20 protein-coding genes and 3 riboswitches are annotated in these 18,873 nt (G+C 43.0%); of the genes, 13 read left to right on the top strand and 7 right to left on the bottom strand.

Going from position 1 to position 18,873, the window contains the following annotated elements:
• Window positions 1-3 precede the first annotated feature (3 nt).
• Window positions 4-1,197 (bottom strand): S-methyl-5-thioribose kinase, encoded by a 1,194-nt coding sequence (gene mtnK, locus NZD81_RS08345; protein WP_040083311.1) that lies wholly within the window; start codon window positions 1,195-1,197, stop codon window positions 4-6.
• A gap of 92 nt (window positions 1,198-1,289) precedes the next feature.
• Window positions 1,290-1,446: riboswitch (SAM riboswitch) on the bottom strand.
• Between the two features lie 83 nt (window positions 1,447-1,529).
• Window positions 1,530-2,309 (bottom strand): carbon-nitrogen family hydrolase, encoded by a 780-nt coding sequence (locus tag NZD81_RS08340; protein ID WP_136654587.1) that lies wholly within the window; start codon window positions 2,307-2,309, stop codon window positions 1,530-1,532.
• A 95-nt stretch (window positions 2,310-2,404) separates the two neighbouring features.
• On the opposite strand from NZD81_RS08340, the gene mtnE reads away from it, so the two are divergent.
• The 5 genes from mtnE to mtnD all read left to right on the top strand — a co-directional run bounded on the left by mtnE (window position 2,405) and on the right by mtnD (window position 6,884).
• The gene (mtnE, locus tag NZD81_RS08335) at window positions 2,405-3,601 is read left to right on the top strand and encodes a methionine-glutamine aminotransferase (RefSeq protein ID WP_289860047.1); all 1,197 of its coding nucleotides are present in this window, start codon (window positions 2,405-2,407) and stop codon (window positions 3,599-3,601) included.
• Between the two features lie 38 nt (window positions 3,602-3,639).
• A riboswitch (SAM riboswitch) is annotated at window positions 3,640-3,740 on the top strand.
• An 84-nt stretch (window positions 3,741-3,824) separates the two neighbouring features.
• Complete coding sequence (gene mtnW / locus NZD81_RS08330; RefSeq protein ID WP_041521503.1) at window positions 3,825-5,042, top strand: 2,3-diketo-5-methylthiopentyl-1-phosphate enolase; 1,218 nt, start codon at window positions 3,825-3,827, stop codon at window positions 5,040-5,042.
• Window positions 5,039-5,746: a 2-hydroxy-3-keto-5-methylthiopentenyl-1-phosphate phosphatase gene (gene mtnX, locus NZD81_RS08325; protein WP_014663744.1), complete on the top strand. Its 708-nt coding sequence runs from the start codon at window positions 5,039-5,041 to the stop codon at window positions 5,744-5,746. Before mtnW ends, mtnX begins: the two co-directional genes overlap by 4 nt.
• Window positions 5,704-6,333 (top strand): methylthioribulose 1-phosphate dehydratase, encoded by a 630-nt coding sequence (locus NZD81_RS08320; protein ID WP_134975606.1) that lies wholly within the window; start codon window positions 5,704-5,706, stop codon window positions 6,331-6,333. The genes mtnX and NZD81_RS08320 overlap by 43 nt, the downstream gene beginning before the upstream one ends.
• A gap of 14 nt (window positions 6,334-6,347) precedes the next feature.
• The gene (mtnD, locus tag NZD81_RS08315) at window positions 6,348-6,884 is read left to right on the top strand and encodes an acireductone dioxygenase (RefSeq protein WP_040083307.1); all 537 of its coding nucleotides are present in this window, start codon (window positions 6,348-6,350) and stop codon (window positions 6,882-6,884) included.
• A 40-nt stretch (window positions 6,885-6,924) separates the two neighbouring features.
• Here mtnD and NZD81_RS08310 read toward each other — a convergent pair whose 3' ends face one another.
• Complete coding sequence (locus tag NZD81_RS08310; protein ID WP_014663747.1) at window positions 6,925-7,245, bottom strand: YkvA family protein; 321 nt, start codon at window positions 7,243-7,245, stop codon at window positions 6,925-6,927.
• Between the two features lie 202 nt (window positions 7,246-7,447).
• Here NZD81_RS08310 and spo0E point away from each other — a divergent pair, with 202 nt between their 5' ends.
• The gene (gene spo0E, locus NZD81_RS08305; protein ID WP_003218598.1) at window positions 7,448-7,705 is read left to right on the top strand and encodes an aspartyl-phosphate phosphatase Spo0E; all 258 of its coding nucleotides are present in this window, start codon (window positions 7,448-7,450) and stop codon (window positions 7,703-7,705) included.
• 86 nt (window positions 7,706-7,791) lie between these two features.
• Window positions 7,792-8,223 (top strand): hypothetical protein, encoded by a 432-nt coding sequence (locus NZD81_RS08300; protein WP_014663748.1) that lies wholly within the window; start codon window positions 7,792-7,794, stop codon window positions 8,221-8,223.
• A gap of 27 nt (window positions 8,224-8,250) precedes the next feature.
• Here the strand turns inward: NZD81_RS08300 and kinD are convergent, their stop codons facing one another.
• Window positions 8,251-9,771, bottom strand: coding sequence for a sporulation kinase KinD (kinD, locus tag NZD81_RS08295; protein WP_080478213.1), 1,521 nt, complete (start codon window positions 9,769-9,771; stop codon window positions 8,251-8,253).
• Window positions 9,772-9,963: 192 nt separating this feature from the next.
• Here kinD and mhqR point away from each other — a divergent pair, with 192 nt between their 5' ends.
• Window positions 9,964-10,401 (top strand): MarR family transcriptional regulator MhqR, encoded by a 438-nt coding sequence (gene mhqR / locus NZD81_RS08290; RefSeq protein ID WP_003232475.1) that lies wholly within the window; start codon window positions 9,964-9,966, stop codon window positions 10,399-10,401.
• 39 nt (window positions 10,402-10,440) lie between these two features.
• Here mhqR and motB read toward each other — a convergent pair whose 3' ends face one another.
• The 3 genes from motB to clpE all read right to left on the bottom strand — a co-directional run bounded on the left by motB (window position 10,441) and on the right by clpE (window position 14,491).
• Window positions 10,441-11,226, bottom strand: a complete 786-nt coding sequence (gene motB, locus NZD81_RS08285) for a flagellar motor protein MotB (RefSeq protein WP_014663750.1) — start codon at window positions 11,224-11,226, stop codon at window positions 10,441-10,443.
• Window positions 11,198-12,010 (bottom strand): flagellar motor stator protein MotA, encoded by an 813-nt coding sequence (gene motA / locus NZD81_RS08280; protein ID WP_014663751.1) that lies wholly within the window; start codon window positions 12,008-12,010, stop codon window positions 11,198-11,200. Before motA ends, motB begins: the two co-directional genes overlap by 29 nt.
• Before the next feature lie 381 nt (window positions 12,011-12,391).
• On the bottom strand, window positions 12,392-14,491 hold the full coding sequence (clpE, locus tag NZD81_RS08275) for an ATP-dependent protease ATP-binding subunit ClpE (protein ID WP_282374266.1): 2,100 nt from the start codon (window positions 14,489-14,491) through the stop codon (window positions 12,392-12,394).
• A 364-nt stretch (window positions 14,492-14,855) separates the two neighbouring features.
• On the opposite strand from clpE, the gene NZD81_RS08270 reads away from it, so the two are divergent.
• The 5 genes from NZD81_RS08270 (at window position 14,856) to queF (ending at window position 18,542) form a co-directional block, all read left to right on the top strand.
• Window positions 14,856-15,899 (top strand): YkvI family membrane protein, encoded by a 1,044-nt coding sequence (locus NZD81_RS08270; protein WP_040083303.1) that lies wholly within the window; start codon window positions 14,856-14,858, stop codon window positions 15,897-15,899.
• Between the two features lie 130 nt (window positions 15,900-16,029).
• A riboswitch (PreQ1 riboswitch) is annotated at window positions 16,030-16,074 on the top strand.
• Window positions 16,075-16,201: 127 nt separating this feature from the next.
• Window positions 16,202-16,861 carry a 7-cyano-7-deazaguanine synthase QueC gene (gene queC, locus NZD81_RS08265; protein ID WP_071576690.1) on the top strand — a complete coding sequence of 220 codons (660 nt, stop codon included), beginning with the start codon at window positions 16,202-16,204 and terminating at the stop codon, window positions 16,859-16,861.
• A complete protein-coding gene (queD, locus tag NZD81_RS08260) occupies window positions 16,854-17,303 on the top strand; it encodes a 6-carboxytetrahydropterin synthase QueD (RefSeq protein WP_282374267.1) in 450 nt (149 codons plus the stop codon). Before queC ends, queD begins: the two co-directional genes overlap by 8 nt.
• Entirely contained in the window at window positions 17,296-18,027 is a 732-nt protein-coding gene (gene queE, locus NZD81_RS08255) for a 7-carboxy-7-deazaguanine synthase QueE (RefSeq protein ID WP_172640753.1), read from the top strand. Before queD ends, queE begins: the two co-directional genes overlap by 8 nt.
• 17 nt (window positions 18,028-18,044) lie before the next feature.
• Window positions 18,045-18,542 carry a preQ(1) synthase gene (gene queF, locus NZD81_RS08250; RefSeq protein WP_003218613.1) on the top strand — a complete coding sequence of 166 codons (498 nt, stop codon included), beginning with the start codon at window positions 18,045-18,047 and terminating at the stop codon, window positions 18,540-18,542.
• The last annotated feature ends 331 nt before the right edge of the window (window positions 18,543-18,873 follow it).

The following is an 18,873-nucleotide window of genomic DNA, read 5'->3' as shown; positions in this document are numbered from 1 at the left end:
GGATCATTCCTTTACAAGTAACTTAAATAATTCAATCACATCTGTTATCGTTTTGAATTCCGAACGTTTTTCGATAAAGGCTGTGCCGGTTTCGAGCGCCAAGCGTTTTCTGCCGATTCGTTTATCAAACGGCACGATCGTATCCAGGTCAGCTACATGGGCAAGGCCGATCGTGCGTCGTATCAGCTCACAGCCCGCAAATCCGATTGCTTCTTCAAAAATATGGCTGAGCGTATCAGTGAGGTAACCGTCGATGTTGGCGTAAACATCCAGACTGTCCTTCTGCCAGGCTTCACTAAACGTCTCTTCAAACGTTTCCCAGAGCTGGTTGACATGTTCATATAACGGCTCTCTGTCAGCCCCGTCACGGCTGAGTGCGTTCAAAAATAAGTTGGCGATAAATTGCCCTACATCAAAGCCGATCGGTCCGTAAAAAGCAAACTCAGGATCAATCACCTTTGTTTCGTGCTCACTTGCGAAAATGCTTCCTGTATGCAAATCACCATGAATCAACGTTTCCGCAGACGTTAAAAATGACTTTTTCAGCTTAGCGGCTTCGATTTTAACGTTGTCATTATTCCAAAGCTTCTCGACAAAAGGACGAAGCTCTTCTTCAAAATCATTTGTGTCATGGTCGAAGAAAGGATCTGTAAAAACAAGTCTTTCCGTAATGTCGCATAGCTCAGGGTTTGTAAACTGTTTAACAAGCTGTTTTTTCACCTTAGGTTCAAGCGCGTAATCTGATGAGTAGAAAAGTGTTTTTCCTAAAAATTCACCGATGTGCCGTGACAGGTGCGGATAATTTTCACCCTCAATGAGCCCTTTTCTTGCGATTTTCAGGTGAGAGAGATCCTCCATGACGGTAACCGCCATTTCCGTATCAGAGTAAAACACTCTTGGAACCAAGTGAGGCACATGCTCGCCCTGACGGATGAGAGCGCTGCTTTCGATTCTTGCACGATCGATTGTGAGCGGCCAGCTTTCTCCCACCACTTTTGCATAAGGAACCGCCTGTTTAATGATCAATGCTTTGTCATGTTCTTGATCATAAATATGAAAAACGTAATTTAAGTTGCCATCGCCGATCTCCTGACATGTCAGGGTGCTTTTGCTTGGAAATAAGCCAAGCTTCACAGCCAACGCCACAGCGGAACTTTCATTTAACGTTTCGTATAAAGGTGTTTTTGTGACTGCCATCATCATAACCTCCAATTATGTAATCACTTAATATGTGGCCGTAAAAAAGCCTCCTTCTCAGAGAGAAGGAGGCTTAACATCTATGTCCGCCTCTCTTATCTCTCAGATCAGATCTGAATGGAATTAGCACCGTGCCTTAAGAGACAAGCGTCTCGGCGCGAAAAAGATACGCCCCATTTCACAATGGAATTACGGTCGGTTGCTGTTGGGGTCAAAAGGCCAAATCCCTCGCCCAACTCTCGATAAGAGAATATATTCATTTGTTAAACAATTCTAATTTATCAGTTGATGAACATACTAACAGGTGTTTTAATAAGTTGTCAATATATTTTTTAATATAAATCTTTTCTGATATCATCGAAAACAGGGATGCTCTCCCGTACTTCGACGCTTTTATGAAGGTCGATTTCCGCACGGACTATGCCTTCCTTACGGCCGCCTTCAGCAAGTACACGCCCCCATGGATCAATAATCAGGCTATGGCCTGCAAATTCATTATCTGGATTTGAACCAGTGCAATTGCAGGCTGCGACAAAGCATTGATTTTCAATGGCACGGGCAATAAGCAGGCTTTTCCAATGATCGAGTCGGGGGAGAGGCCATTCCGCGGAAATAAACAGCACGTTGGCACCTTTTGTCGTATGTTTTCTGATCCACTCCGGAAAACGGATATCATAGCAGATCAATCCTGCGCTTTTGACGCCGTCAAGCTCAAAGCATCCATCTTCGGAACCGGCTGATAAATACAAATGCTCATCCATCAGCTGAAAAAGATGGGCTTTTCTGTACTCTTTAATGATTTGCCCTTTCTTATCCGCGATGTACATTGTATTATAAACATCAGAATCCTTTCTGACAGCGACCGATCCGGCGACAAGATGAACTCCATGTTTTTTTGCCGTTTTCTTCAGCCAGCTCTGAACAAAATGGCCGTCTTCATCAGCGAGTTCATCAAGATTGGCCAGATCATATCCGGTCGTCCATAATTCAGGCAGAACAAGAACATCAGCATGTTTGCTTTCTTTTTCGATCAAAAATTCAGCCTTTTTTATATTTTCCGAAGGTTTACCATATGAAATATCAAATTGAAGACAAGATATCGTCCATTTCATCTTTTTAACACCCCAAATTTTTTCTTTACTTTTTTCATTTAACCATATATGATGATGGACTATCATTTCAAGATTTTTTTAGAAGGTGAGAATAGATGAAATTTGAACAGTCTCATGTATTAAAGGAATTGCCTAAACAATTCTTCGCTTCCTTGGTGCAGAAAGTGAACCGAAAGCTCGCAGAGGGACACGACGTTATCAATCTAGGACAGGGAAATCCAGATCAGCCGACTCCGGAACATATCGTCGAGGAGATGAAACGAGCTGTTGCTGATCCTGAGAATCATAAATATTCGTCTTTTCGCGGCTCATACAGCCTGAAGTCAGCGGCGGCTGCATTTTACAAAAGAGAGTACGGCATTGATCTGGATCCGGAAACCGAAGTCGCTGTATTATTCGGCGGAAAAGCAGGTCTTGTCGAGCTCCCGCAATGCTTGTTGAATCCCGGTGATACGATCTTAGTTCCTGATCCGGGCTACCCTGATTACTGGTCTGGTGTCACACTCGCGAAAGCGAAGATGGAAATGATGCCGCTCGTAAAGGACAGGGCGTTTCTTCCCGATTACAGCAGCATCCCCGCTCAGGTGAGAGAACAAGCGAAATTGATGTATTTAAATTATCCGAATAATCCGACTGGAGCTATTGCTACCTCTAAATTCTTTGAAGAAACCGTGAGCTTTGCAAAAGAAAACGGAATTTGCGTCGTTCATGATTTTGCTTACGGCGCTGTAGGGTTTGACGGCTGTAAGCCTTTAAGCTTTTTGCAGACTGAAGGTGCAAAGGATATTGGAATTGAAATTTACACGCTGTCAAAAACGTATAACATGGCAGGATGGCGAGTTGGCTTTGCCGTCGGAAACGCTTCGGTCATTGAAGCAATCAATCTTTATCAAGACCATATGTTTGTCAGTCTTTTCAGAGCGACTCAGGAGGCTGCAGCAGAGGCACTGTTAGCTGATCAGAGGTGTGTGGCAGAGCAAAATGCCCGATATGAGAGCAGGCGAAACGCTTGGATTGCTGCATGCCGTGAAATTGGCTGGGATGTGACAGCTCCGGCAGGGTCATTTTTTGCATGGCTGCCTGTACCTGAAGGCTATACTTCTGAGAAGTTCTCAGACCTTTTGCTGGAAAAAGCGAATGTGGCGGTTGCGGCTGGAAACGGCTTCGGTGAATACGGAGAGGGCTACGTCAGAGTCGGACTTTTAACAAGTGAAGAAAGGCTCAAGGAAGCCGCTTATCGAATTGGCAAACTAAACCTGTTTACCCAAAAAACCATTGACAAGACCCTATAACGATGGGATAATTCAAAATAATTTATAAAATCTATATTTTCTTATCAAGAGCAGGCAGAGGGACGAGCCCGATGAAGCCCGGCAACCGACTTATAAAGCACGGTGCTAATTCTTGCAGCTAGCGGCTGAGAGATAAGATTCGGACGAGAAACGAAACCTCTTCAGACGCGATTGCAGTTTGAAGAGGTTTTTTGATATGGATGAAAATGAAAGGAGCTCTGGGATGAGTGAGTTATTAGCAACATATCTTCTAACAGAACCGGGAGCTGATACAGAGAAGAAAGCAGAACAAATTGCAACAGGATTGACAGTAGGCTCCTGGACTGATCTCCCCCTTGTAAAGCAGGAGCAAATGCAAAAGCACAAGGGGCGGGTGATAAATGTTGAGGAGAGAGAGGGATCTTCTGTATCAGAAAAACAAGCCGTCATCACAATTGCCTATCCTGAAATCAATTTCTCTCAGGATATTCCGGCTTTGCTGACAACAGTGTTTGGCAAGCTGTCCTTGGACGGAAAAATCAAATTAATCGATCTTCACTTCTCTGAAGCATTTAAGCGTGTACTTCCGGGACCAAAGTTTGGCGTATACGGCATCCGGAAGCTGCTGGGAGAGTTTGAAAGACCGCTGTTAATGAGCATATTTAAAGGTGTAATCGGAAGGGACCTGAGTGATATTAAAGAACAGCTTCGACAGCAGGCGCTTGGCGGAGTTGACTTGATTAAAGACGATGAAATTTTCTTTGAGACAGGTCTAGCGCCTTTTGAAACAAGAATTACAGAAGGAAAGCAAATATTAAAAGAAACGTATGAGCAAACCGGACATAAAACGCTGTATGCGGTGAATTTGACTGGACGCACGGCTGATCTGAAAGACAAAGCGAGACGTGCTGCCGAATTGGGGGCTGATGCGCTTTTGTTTAATGTCTTCGCTTACGGCTTGGACGTTATGCAAAGCCTTGCGGAAGATCCTGAAATCGCAATTCCGATTATGGCGCATCCAGCGGTCAGCGGGGCCTTTACATCTTCTCCGTTTTACGGATTTTCTCATGCACTTTTACTCGGGAAATTAAACCGATATTGCGGTGCTGACTTCAGCCTCTTTCCGTCTCCATATGGTTCGGTTGCGCTGCCAAGAGCTGATGCGCTGGCCATTCATGAAGAATGTGTGAGAGAGGATGCTTTTAACCAAACATTTGCCGTTCCGTCAGCAGGCATTCACCCCGGCATGGTTCCGCTATTAATGCGTGATTTCGGCATAGATCATATCATTAACGCCGGAGGAGGCGTACATGGACATCCAAACGGTGCCCAAGGCGGGGGGCGTGCGTTCAGAGCCATTATTGATGCGGTCTTAGAAGCCCAGCCGATTGATGAAAAAGCCGAACAATGCAAGGATCTTAAGCTTGCGCTAGACAAATGGGGAAAGGCTGAAGCCGTATGACGACTCGAAAACCTTTGATTATATGTGATTTTGACGGAACCATCACAATGAACGACAACATTATAAATATCATGAAAACATTCGCTCCGCCGGAGTGGGTGGCATTAAAAGACGGCGTACTTTCCAAAAAGCTGTCGATCAAGGAAGGTGTCGGGCGGATGTTCAGCCTGCTGCCCAGCCGTTTAAAAGAAGAGATTACAAGTTTTGTATTGGAAGATGCAAAAATCAGGGAAGGCTTTCGGGAATTTGTAGCGTTTATCAATGAGAATGAGATTCCGTTTTATGTCATAAGCGGAGGGATGGACTTTTTTGTATATCCTTTGCTTGAAGGCATTGTGGAGAAAGACCGCGTTTATTGCAATCATGCGTCATTTGACAATGATTATATTCATATTGATTGGCCTCATTCTTGCAAGGGAACATGCAGCAATCAATGCGGGTGCTGTAAGCCGTCGGTCATCCATGAACTTTCTGAACCAAACCAATATATCATCATGATCGGTGATTCGGTTACAGATGTGGAGGCAGCAAAGCTGTCTGACTTATGCTTTGCAAGAGATTATTTATTAAACGAATGCCAGGAGCAAAACCTCAATCATCTCCCGTATCAAGATTTTTATGAGATAAGAAAAGAAATTGAGAATGTAACGGAGGTACAGGAATGGCTGCAAAACAAGAACGATGGCGAGAGCTCGCTGAAGTAAAACGGGAATTGGCAGAGAGAGATTGGTTTCCGGCGACTAGCGGCAATCTGTCCATTAAGGTTACTGATGAGCCTTTAACATTTCTCGTCACTGCAAGCGGAAAAGATAAACGCAAAGAGACGGATGAGGATTTTCTTTTGGTCGACCAAAACGGAGAGCCCGCTGAAAGCGGGCATTCTCTGAAACCGTCAGCGGAAACACTGCTTCATACACATTTGTACAATAAAACCAATGCCGGATGCTGCCTGCATGTCCATACGGTAAACAATAATGTGATTTCAGAGATATACGGAGACCAAAAGAAAATCACATTCAGAGGCCAGGAAATTATAAAAGCACTCGGCTTATGGGAAGAGAATGCAGAAGTGACCATTCCGATCATTGAAAATCCGGCTCATATTCCGACGCTCGCGGCACTGTTTGAGAAAGCAGTTTCAGAAGATTCAGGAGCTGTTCTGATCCGCAATCACGGTATTACCGCATGGGGGAGAACAGCATTTGAAGCAAAAAGAGTGCTTGAAGCGTTTGAATTTTTGTTCAGCTACCATTTAAAATTGAAAACCCTTCAGCATCAGCTGGTTAAATAAAAGGAGGAATTGAAATGGCTACAATTCGAATTCATGATGAGGCAAATACAACGATTGAACATCAAGAGGAAGTAGCAAGCTTTCTGGACAGTCAAGAGGTTATTTATGAGCAATGGGATATCGCGAAGCTTCCGGATCATCTCTCAGAGAAATATGATTTGACAGAAGAAGAAAAACAGCAAATTCTTGATACCTTTGAAACTGAAATTAAAGACATCTCAACCCGCCGGGGCTACAAAGCACAGGATGTTATTTCATTGTCAGACAGCAACCCGAAACTTGATGAACTGCTTGAAAATTTTAAAAGAGAGCATCACCATACAGACGATGAGGTTCGTTTTATCGTAAGCGGACACGGTATTTTTGTCATTCAAGGCAAGGACGGCACGTTTTTTGATGTCCGTTTAAACCCTGGAGATTTAATCTCCGTGCCTGAGAATATCCGCCATTACTTCACGCTTCAGGAGGACCGCAAAGTTGTCGCGGTGAGAATTTTTGTCACAACTGAAGGCTGGGTTCCGATTTATGAAAAAAACAGCGTGAGTCAATAAGCATGAGAAAGCCCCGTTCACCGAACGGGGCTTTTTATATTTATTGCAAACGCCACTTTTCATACTGTGACAGTTCTTTTTTAATTAGCATCCAAATGAAACCTAAGACAGCTGCATCGTCAATAAACCCAAGACCTAGTATAACGTCTGGAATGATATCGAGCGGCATGACGATATACAAGATGGCAGCAGTTAGCAGCAAAAGTGTTTTAACCTGTGAACGAGGGTAATTGCCATTTCGCCAATCGCGAAGCATCTGAAAAAAAGTAGTGATGTGCTGGATACATTTTTTTCGGTTTTTCCTCTTTAAAATCGCTTTTCCGCCTGCGGCTCCGAGCATTATTGCTTTCTTTTTCTTCATTGGGCATACCTCCTGCGTGGCGGCGTGTTTAAGATATTCTTCACCTGGGTATTGTTCTTCTAATCCTATCAATATATCTATTATACCTGAAAAATTAACTTATTTAATGAAAATATGTTTACAAATAAAGTATAATCTGTAATAATGCACAATAACCCAATCAAACTTGTTTCCTATTTCTTAGCGGCGAGGGGTGAAGTGAATGGGCGGTTCTTCTGAACAAGAAAGATTGTTGGTGTCTATTGATGAAAAAAGAAAGTTAATGATAGATGCCGCTAGAAAGCAGGGATTTACAGGGCATGACACGATCAGGCACAGTCAGGAGCTGGATTGTTTAATAAATGAATATCACCAGCTTATGCAAGAAAACGAACATTCCCAAGGGATTCAAGGTCTTGTAAAGAAATTAGGCTTGTGGCCCCGCAGAGATGTTATGCCAGCATATGATGCAAATAAATAGCGGCCTATCAGATGCATATATAAAGAGAGAGAGCTTTTCAGAAGCGCTCTTTTTTTCTGGAAAATTTCATATGAAAGAGGGAACTAATGAAAGAACTGGCGATTCTTATTACTGAAATGGTCAATGAATTTCATGATGCTTTTATTTCTATATGCGGATTATTCGGCATTCACTTAACTGACAAAGAAATGCATTTTTGGGTGATCGGCATTTTTGGCATTCTTTTTTTCGGTTTCACTCATGTTGTGTTTACTTGGCTTTCTAAATGGAGTATAACAGCCTTGTCCTTTATCTATACTGTTACAGTTATCATTGTGATCGTATTTGCGATTGAGATTCAGCAAAAAGTGACGGGGAGAGGGAATATGGAGTTTTTAGATGCCACAGAAGGCATAAAGGGTTTTTTAGTATTTTTTATGGTTTTTTGGCTTCTGAAAATGCTGCTGCGTTTCATCAAAATCCTTTTTTCCGGCAGTCCAGCAGGCAAGTCGAATGGAAATGCCCGGTCACGAAGATAAAAAAACCCTCCTGACAAGGTCAGGGGGTTATGAAGCGGACACGGGGAGGGTAATTGTCACCTCTGTGCCTCTTCGCACTTCACTTTCAATATGAATAGAGCCTCCGTACATCAGCACGATCCGTTTACAAACGACAAGGCCGAGACCGGTTCCTTTTTCTTTCGAAGTAACAAAGGGAAGGAAGATGTGATCCAGCATTTCCTGAGAAATCCCTTCACCGTTATCCACAACTTTGATTATGGCTTTTTTATCTAAAGCTCCCAGGGAGATCGTCAGTTTGCCTCCTTCAGGCATTGACTCGAGTCCATTTTTTGCCACATTTAAAATCACTTGTTTAATATGATCTTTTGTACATTTTACGAGTAAGGGCTGTTCGGTTAAATACTGTAATTCGACTTCAACATTGTATAGGTTCCCCTCAGAATAGATGATCGGCATAATTTCTCCGATAATGTCCTGAAGCGAGTTCAGTTCCCATTTTTCAGCTGTCGGCTTGCCGAGAACGAGAAACTCACTGACAATTTGATTGATTCGCTTGATCTCCTGTTCGATAATGGAGAAGTAAAGCTGATCTTCCTCACCTTTATATTTCTTTTGCAACAGCTGAATAAAGCCGCTTATCCCTGTGAGAGGGTTACGGATTTCATGGGCTGTGCTGGCCGCAAGCGTCCCGATCAGCTCTAATTTTTGCGCCTCATTTTCTGAGCGCTCCAGCTGGGTCTGGCGCTTCAGTAAATAATACAGCACGAGAATAAAAAGGATATTCAGCAGCACAATACTGCATGAAAGCGGAAGCACAAGGCTTTTTGTCAATTCTTCTATGGTGACAGGGTTCGGATATACTTTCATATTCCAGCTGATATCATCCAGATATCCGCTGACAGGTTTCTGATCTTTTACACGGGAGGCCTGTCCGCTCGCAAAAATCATTTTCCCGTCTTGGTTCACGACTTCAATATAAACATCAGGGCTCAGCAAGTTAATGAGATTTTTCAAATAATCAATTTGAATAGCTGCGACAAGATAATCTGTCACATTTTGTTTTGAGTCCAAAACAGGGACACAAATTGTAAAAATGGGCTGGCCTGTAATTCTGCTCGAATAACTATCTGAAATGACTGTCTTTTTTGTTTCCTTTGCTTTTGTAAAAAAAGATCTGTCGGCCAGGTTTACTTTCGTTTTTAATTCGGTTGTGCTTGCGGTGACGTCTCCTTTGGCATTTAGAAAATAGAGGCCGGAAAATCTCGGCTCTGAATCAAAGGTCTTTTCCAAAATCGACTGCATTTTCTTTATATCAACCGGTCTGTCAATGGCGATGGACAAGGAGGTCATTCGTGCCATCGTTTCTCCGATTAAATAATTGATTTTATTGCGGTGAAGGTTTAGCAGGACACTTGCTTCTTGCTTATGTTCTGCAGCTATTGTATCTTTTTCTTTTTCATATACGAAAAAGCTGATGACGATTGCCGGAATCACGACCAGTATGATATAAAGTTTGACTCTCCCGCAGGCGCCTTTTAGTATTTTCAATTTGCATCGCTCCAACATACACCTGATTAGAGGTATTATATCATTGTTTCTTCTTCTTTAATAAGAAAAAATAACCAAAAAAATTAGAAAAAGATGTTGAGCAGCTAACATTTTAAAAAAGAAGAGAAATATTGGAAAGATTTTTATTGACATTTTGGTCTTTGTTTATTAATGTTTCTCTGTAACGGTTTCTAAAAGGATGATTGAGACATGACAGAAAAATCACTGAAGTTATTTATCGTGCTGTCGCGCGCGTATCGGTCTATTAATGATCATATGAATAAGCATATTCATAAGCACGGGCTGAATCCGACTGAATTTGCTGTACTAGAGCTTTTATATCATAAAGGCGATCAGCCGCTGCAGCAGATAGGGGATAAAATTCTATTGGCTAGCGGGAGCATCACATACGTTGTAGATAAGCTGGAGCAAAAAGAACTTCTCATTCGGAAAGCTTCTCCTACAGACAGACGGGTGACATTTGCACAAATTACTGAAAAAGGCATCGGTCTTTTGAACGATATTTTCCCTGATCACGCTGCTGAAATTGATGAAATGATCAGCGTATTAAGCGAAGAAGAGGTAGAGATGTGCACTGAAATGTTAAAAAGAGTAGGGTTAAACGCAAAACAGTTTCACAATAAGTAAAAAAAGGAAGCCTGATATGTCACAGGGCTTCCTTTTTTTCTATTTTTCATTTGTTTCCGCTGCGCCTCTTGGCAGGATGAGAACTTCAACCCGCCGGTTTTTGCTTCGGCCTTCCGCAGTTTTGTTGGAAGCCACCGGTTTGTACTCGCCATAACCCTTGGCACTGAACACTTTAGCATCGAGCTTGGGGTTTTCAATCAAAAGCCCCATAAAGTTTACCGCTCTCATGACGCTTAAATGCCAGTTTGATTGGAATTCAGAATTTTTAATTGGCATATTATCAGTATGTCCGCTGATAATGATATTTCTTGGCGGGTTAATCACAAGAAGATTTGAAATCTCTTTTGCAAGCGGTACGTCTTCCTTACGAATGGTCGCTTTTCCAGAGTCAAAGAAAATGCTGTCTTTAATCGTAATCAGGAGGCCTTCACTAGTCATCTTCGTCTCAAGCTGATGTTCCAGCTTTTTATCTTTGATGAATTTTTCCACCTGGCTCTTCACATTTTTAAGTTCTTCTTGATCAGCTGCTTTTTCTTTTTCTTTCTTGTTTTTCTCTTTCTCTTCTTTTTCCTTTTTCACTTCATCGATGCCGTCTGACTCGTTTTCAGGAGGAGTGACACTGGAGTAGTCCAGTACGCCGGTGCCGCCTGTAAAGACTTCATTAAATGATTTTGAAAGCATTTGAAACTTAGCTGCGTCAATTGAACTGCTCGCGTACAGCACAATAAACAATGCCAGGAGAAGAGTAAGGATGTCGGCGTAAGGCACGAGCCATGATTCATCAACGTGCTCGTCCTCATGCTTCTTCTTCTTTTTTCTCGCCATTTTGCGCCTCTCCTTGTTCTGCAAATTTCAAGCGGTCCTTCGCAGGAAGATACATTAAAAGCTTTTGTTCGATGACTTTCGGTGCCTGTCCTTCTAAAACGGATAACACACCCTCAATCATGACTTCACGCAGTTTTACTTCTTGTTTTGATTTTCGCTTTAATTTATTTGCGAAGGGATGCCATAACACATACCCTGTGAAGATACCGAGAAGTGTGGCAACAAAGGCAGCACTGATGGCGTGCCCAAGCTCATCTGTGTTATCCATATGAGAGAGGGCGGCAATTAGCCCGATTACAGCGCCGAGTACTCCAAGTGTTGGCGCGTACGTTCCCGCTTGTGTAAAGATAGCGGCTCCGGCTTGGTGCCTGTCCTCCATTGCTTCGACTTCCTCTGTCATGATATCTCTGATAAATTCCGCGCTTTGCCCGTCAACAGCCATGCTGAGCCCGTTTTTCAAGAAAGCATCATCTACATCCTCAATGCTTGCTTCTAAAGCAAGCAGACCTTCACGGCGTGCAAGCTGGGCCCATTCAGAGAACATAGGAATGAGTTCCTCTATTGTCAGCTGTTTATTTTCCTTAAATAGCACTCGGAACAGCGCAGGCACTTTTTTAATTTCTTTTGTTGGGAACGCAATAACGACTGCTGAGATTGTCCCGGCGATAATAATTAAAATGGCGGCGGGGTTTGCAAGCGCGTTGAAGCTGACGCCTTTCAGAACCATTCCCACACTCAATGCCACAAAAGCAAGAATAATACCGATTAACGAAGTTTTATCCATAGTTTTCACCAAATCCTTTTTTACTAGCTTGTCTATGGTTAATATCGGTTTTGGTGCCCGGAACTTTAGGGACATTGTGAATTTGTTCATGAAATATTCAAGGAAGAGGCATAGAAGGGAGAAATAAACAAAAACGGACTTTTCAAAATTGAAAAGCCCGGGGGTTTAATGAAATTGGCAGTTTGTTTGCAAGCTGTCCTTCAGACTGTATTCATATAATAGTAGAAATACATATTCACTATATATAAACATGTTCCATCCCTCCTTAAAAAAAGTGTAAAGGATGAAAGGAATCAGCGCTTCAGGGGAAGGGACGGTATTTTCTCAGTCAAGAGTATGAATGCATAAAAAAGCGGCTTCCTAAAAGGAAACCGCTAATTGTTAATTCGCTTGCACTTTGATTTTATCATCTTCTAAAATGACGTGAAAACTTGTGATCTCGCTGTTATCAAGCAGCAGATCAGTCATTTCATCCTCAACCCATTCTTGGATGGTTCTTCTAAGCGGACGTGCACCGAATGAAGGGTGGTAGCCAAGCTCAGCGATTTTTTCTTTCGCTTCAGCTGTCACATGCAAGCTGATGCCCCGTTCAGCCAATGTATCTTCAAGTTCTCCAAGAAGAAGGCTGACGATTTTGACCAGATGTTCTTTTTCCAATGAGCGGAACTCAATAATGCTGTCAAAACGGTTGAGGAACTCAGGTTTAAAGAACATGCTCAGTGAATCAATCAATGTCTGTTCTTCGATGACACTGTCATCTGATTGGAAACCGACTTTCGTTTGTTTTTCGCCAGCACCCGCATTGCTTGTCATAATGATCACAGTGTCTTTAAAGCTTACGGTTCTGCCTTGGCTGTCTGTCAGACGGCCATCTTCCATAATTTGCAGGAACATATGCTGAACGTCTGGGTGTGCTTTTTCAATCTCATCCAGCAACACAATGCTGTAAGGATTGCGGCGCACTTTTTCAGTTAATTGTCCAGCTTCCTCATGGCCGACATATCCAGGAGGTGAACCGATAATCTTAGATACGGCGTGTTTTTCCATGTATTCGCTCATATCGAGACGGATAATAGCGTCTTTTGTGCCGAACAATTCATCTGCCAGTGTTTTAGAGAGCTCTGTTTTCCCTACGCCGGTAGGACCGACAAAGAGGAAGGTGCCGACTGGTCTGTTTTTGGATTTTAATCCGGCGCGGCTTCGTCTTACCGCTTTTGCCACTTTTTGAACAGCGGATTCTTGTCCGATCACGCGTTCATGAAGTTTTGCTTCAAGCTCTTTCATTTTCGTTTGTTCGTCTGCCTGCAGTTTGCCGACAGGAATGCCTGTTTTTTGTTCAACAATTTCCTGAATGTGCTCAGCTTCCACAGTGACAGCGGTTTGAGCGGAGGAGCTGTTCAGTTTTTTCTCCAATGCGATTTCTTCATCACGGAGTTTTGCCGCCAGTTCGTAATTTTCTTCTTCAAGGGCTTTGGTTTTTTCGGCTTCAATTGCAGTTAAGCGTTCAGCCGCATCCTCATCATTCAGTTCATCGATTAACAGGTTGGCTTTTGAACCTGCTTCATCTAATAAATCAATTGCTTTATCCGGCAGGTGTCTGTCCTGAATGTAGCGGGATGATAACGTGACACATGCTTTGATTGCTTCATCACTGAATGTCACGCCATGGTACGCCTCGTATTTGTCTTTAATCCCTTGCAGAATGAGGATAGCTTGTTCAATTGAAGGCTCCTGCACCATGACAGGCTGAAAACGTCTTTCCAGCGCAGCATCTTTTTCGATTTGACGGTATTCTTTCAGTGTTGTCGCCCCAATGACTTGCAGTTCGCCTCTGGCTAGGGCCGGTTTGAGAATATTGCCGGCGTCCATTGATCCTTCTGCAGAGCCTGCGCCGACGAGAAGATGAATTTCATCAATGAAGAGAATGACATTTTTTCGTTCCTTCAGCTCAGTGATCAGCTGTTTCATTCTCTCCTCAAATTGGCCTCTGATCCCTGTATTTGCAACAAGGGATGCAACATCAAGCAAGTATAGCTCTTTGTTTTTCAGTTTGTTTGGAGCATCGCCTTCAGCAATTTTTAAAGCGAGTCCTTCAGCGATGGCAGTTTTCCCTACACCCGGCTCCCCAATAAGAACCGGATTGTTTTTGTTGCGGCGGTTTAGAATTTCGATCACTCGTGCCACTTCATCATCACGGCCGATGACGGGATCAATGAGACCGGCTTTAGCACCGTTTGTAATATTTTGAGCCAGCTCATCAAGCAGCCCTTTTTTTCCGCTTTGTTTTGCTGCGCTCTGTTCTTTCGGCTGGAATGCCTGTTCAAAAGGAAATCCGAAAGATTGAGGACCCATACTCATTGAAGGTTTACGGGTCAGTTCGTTATAACAAGTTTCACATAGAACCATCTGTTTATGAACGGAATTTATTTGCATGTTAAGGCGAATCGTCGCCTCGTTTTGATGACAATGTTGACAACGCATTTGCCAAAACCTCCTTAATAATTTGATCTTCTTTGACCAATGAAAGTGAATAAAAAGGTCTATTGAATTTGACCTTCTTTGACTATTAGTATATGGCAAACGTAACGGCATTCAAAACAATATGCTCAAAGCAACTTTGCTTTTTGACTATCTTTGACCAAATGTTTTTTAAAAAAGGCCAGTTTGTTTGACCAACTTTGATTAATAGTATACTCTGACTAACTTTGACTTTCAAGTCTTTTGCACAATATTTTTTAATTTGTTACAAAGTAAAACATGTTTTCTTCGTCTTTTCAAGGAACTTGTCTCATAGGTTATAAAAAGGCATCTATGGACAAAACTGCGGTTCGTTCGGAGGGGAGAAATGGAACAATCAAAAGGGTCTGCAGGTCAGCTTGCTTTTGTGTATGTCGGCACAGTAGTCGGAGCTGGATTTGCGACTGGCAGAGAAATTGTTGAGTTTTTTCTGAAGTTCGGCTGGTTCGGTTTATTCGGCATTCTCGTCAGCGGCGGAATGTTTACGTTACTGGGCGCCAAGCTGATGATCATTTCAAAGCGAATCAATGCCAAGTCATATCAAGAAATGAACATCTTTTTGTTCGGGACGACGGCTGGGCGGATTATCAATGTATTTATGCTGTTTGTTCTCCTCGGAGTTACATCTGTTATGCTCTCAGGAGCAGGGGCGCTTTTTGAGGAACAATTGGGGATGTCCGCTCAGATTGGGATGCTTATTACAATCGGTCTGAGCTTAATTGTGATGACCAGAGGAGTAAAAGGCATTTTCGGTGTCAATGTGTTTGTTGTTCCCCTTTTAATCATCTTTTCAATGATTGTGGTGGCCGACTCTTTTATATTCAGCGAATCACGAAACGCAGCTCAGTGGGTCTGGCCACATCGCTGGGATTGGCTGTTGTCAGCCTTTTCGTACGGGGCTTTAAATTTATCGCTGGCCCAAGCGGTTTTGGTTCCGCTGGCGAATGAAATGTCCTCGGAGAAAGTGATCAAAAAAGGCGCTTTAATCGGAGGCACGATGCTGACGATTGTGCTGTCCGCGAGTTTTCTGTCTTTGTCGACTCTTCCGGATGTATTTTTGTATGATATACCGATGGCGCAAGTGGTTTATCTTTTTGCAAGATCTGTCCATTTGATTTATTTACTCATTATTTTCGGAGAAGTGTTCACATCAGTTATCGGTAATTTATATGGATTAGAAAAACAAGTGCAGAGTTTTCTTCCAATAAAAAGCAAATATATCTTTGCAGCCATTATGATCACGGCTTATATCACGAGCCAAATAGGGTACGGAAAGCTCATTTCAACTATTTATCCTTTGTTTGGCTATGTGAGTCTGGCCTTCATAGGCGCCTTGATTTGTAAAAAGGCTCCTCGGCGGCGCAGTTTATAACTATATATAATGAAGCGAACCGGCACAATAGATCTTGAAGCGAGCGGGGACTGACTTTTTTATTGTCAAGAAAAACAACATTATGGTAAGATAGCAGAAGTGAAAAAATTGAAGAAAATCCGTGCGGTATGCGGGAGAGGTTCTAGCTACACCCTCTATAAAAAACTAAGGACGAGCTGTATCCTTGGATACGGCCTTTTTTATGTTTTTCTAGAGCACCTTCCGAAAAGGTGTTTTTTTGCGTAAATCAGCTGTAGCGATGTCTCTCGCCGATGTGTTTATTGCGGAGAAGGAGAGGAATCATGAAAAAAGAAAAAGCAATTGTCGTATTTAGCGGCGGTCAAGACAGCACCACATGCTTACTGTGGGCTTTAAAAGAATTCGAAGAAGTCGAAACGGTGACTTTTCATTATAATCAGCGGCATTCGCAGGAAATTGAAGTGGCAAAATCCATTGCGGAAAAGCTTGGTGTGAAAAATCATTTGCTTGATATGTCACTTTTAAATCAGCTTGCACCGAATGCCCTGACTAGAAATGATATTGAGATAGAAGCAAAAGACGGCGAACTGCCATCCACATTCGTTCCAGGCCGCAATTTGGTATTCTTATCCTTTGCGTCTATCCTGGCATACCAAATTGGCGCGCGCCACATTATTACAGGAGTTTGCGAGACAGACTTCAGCGGTTATCCTGACTGTCGTGATGAATTCGTGAAATCTTGCAATGTAACGGTAAATCTGGCGATGGAGAAGCCGTTTGTGATCCACACGCCTCTCATGTGGCTCAATAAGGCGGAAACATGGAAGCTTGCAGATGAGCTTGGCGCGCTTGATTTTGTGAAAAACAACACGCTGACATGCTATAACGGCATCATCGCAGACGGCTGCGGCGAATGTCCGGCATGCCATCTTCGTTCAAAAGGTTATGAAGAATATATGGTGATGAAAGGAGAGCGTGCATAAATTGTTATCTCAAATTTATCCGCAAGTCCAGCATCCTTATTCGTTTGAACTGAATAAGGACATGCACATCTCAGCCGCTCATTTTATCCCTCGGGATAGTGCGGGAGCGTGCAGCAGGATTCACGGGCATACGTATACCGTAAATATAACCGTTGCCGGCGACGAACTTGACGACTCCGGCTTCCTTGTCAATTTCAGCGTGCTCAAAAAACTGGTGCATGGAAACTATGATCATACGCTATTAAATGATCATGAAGATTTTTCTCAGGACGACCGGTATTCGCTGCCGACAACTGAAGTCGTGGCGAAAACGATTTATGACAACGTACAGGCTTATTTAGACACTTTGGAGAATAAGCCGGCCTGTGTACAGGTGTTTGTCCGTGAAACACCGACAAGCTACTGTGTCTACCGTCCGAAAAAGGGTGGTTTGAATGGCTAAAGGAATTCCTGTATTAGAAATTTTCGGCCCGACGATTCAAGGAGAAGGCATGGTGATTGGACAGAAAACGATGTTCGTCCGGACAGCCGGCTGTGATTATTCCTGCAGCTGGTGTGACTCCGCCTTCACTTGGGACGGATCTGCTAAAAAAGATATTCGCTGGATGACGGCAGAAGAAATTTTTGCAGAGCTTAAGGGCATTGGGGGAGACGCGTTTTCCCACGTGACCATCTCAGGCGGTAACCCGGCTCTGTTAAAACAGCTGGATGCTTTTATTGAACTGCTGAAGGAAAATAACATCCGTGCAGCGCTTGAAACTCAAGGGACCGTTTATCAGGATTGGTTTACGCTGATTGATGATTTGACAATTTCTCCAAAACCGCCAAGCTCAAAAATGGTGACGAACTTTCAAAAGCTTGACCACATTTTAACTTCACTTCAAGAGAATGATAGACAGCATGCTGTCAGCTTGAAGGTTGTCATCTTTAATGATGAAGATTTGGAATTTGCCAAAACGGTGCACAAGCGGTACCCCGGGATTCCGTTTTATTTACAAGTCGGCAATGATGACGTGCATACGACAGATGACCAGTCATTGATTGCACATTTGCTTGGAAAATATGAAGCGCTTGTTGATAAGGTAGCTGTCGATGCGGAGCTGAATCTCGTCAGAGTGCTCCCGCAGCTGCACACCCTGTTATGGGGCAACAAACGCGGCGTATAATAGAAAGGAAGATGAACATGACGACAAGAAAAGAATCAGAATTAGAAGGTGTAACACTGCTCGGCAACCAAGGTACAAATTATTTGTTCGAATATGCGCCGGACGTGCTGGAATCCTTCCCGAATAAACACGTAAACCGCGATTACTTTGTAAAATTCAACTGTCCTGAATTCACATCTTTATGCCCGAAAACAGGCCAGCCTGACTTTGCAACGATCTACATCAGCTATATTCCTGATGAAAAGATGGTTGAAAGCAAATCATTAAAGCTGTACTTGTTCAGTTTCAGAAATCATGGTGACTTCCACGAAGACTGCATGAATATCATCATGAATGACTTGATTGAATTAATGGACCCGCGCTACATCGAAGTATGGGGCAAATTCACGCCAAGAGGCGGAATTTCCATTGATCCGTACACAAACTACGGAAAGCCTGGCACGAAGTATGAAAAAATGGCCGAGTACCGCATGATGAACCATGATTTGTATCCGGAGACGATTGATAATCGTTAATTATTCCGTTGTGTGAAACGGAGTGTGAGACGAAGTGGAGTCACGGTAAAATCCGAACATTAAACGTCAGTTTTAAGCGAAAATGTGACCCGGTCACAATTTGGCGGCCCTCTTGTGACCACACCGTGACCGAAAATATATAAATGTGTGACCACGATCCCTGTCTTTTTAGACGGGGATTTTTTAATGCGTTCGATTTAGTTTTTCAACACGATTATATGAGGTGATGTTTAGTTATTGTGCGATATTTGCGGCGCGATTTGATCCGTAACGCCTCGATAGCGTCTTCGGGCGTTAGTTCGTTGCGTTGTTAGCGAATAGCTTCGTTCGT

The sequence above is a fragment of the Bacillus sp. B.PNR1 genome (genome assembly GCF_030386235.1).
In the GTDB taxonomy this organism is placed as follows: Bacteria; Bacillota; Bacilli; order Bacillales; family Bacillaceae; genus Bacillus; species Bacillus stercoris.
Note: the sequence above shows the minus strand (reverse complement) of the source record. Positions and strands in the feature narration are given on the sequence as shown.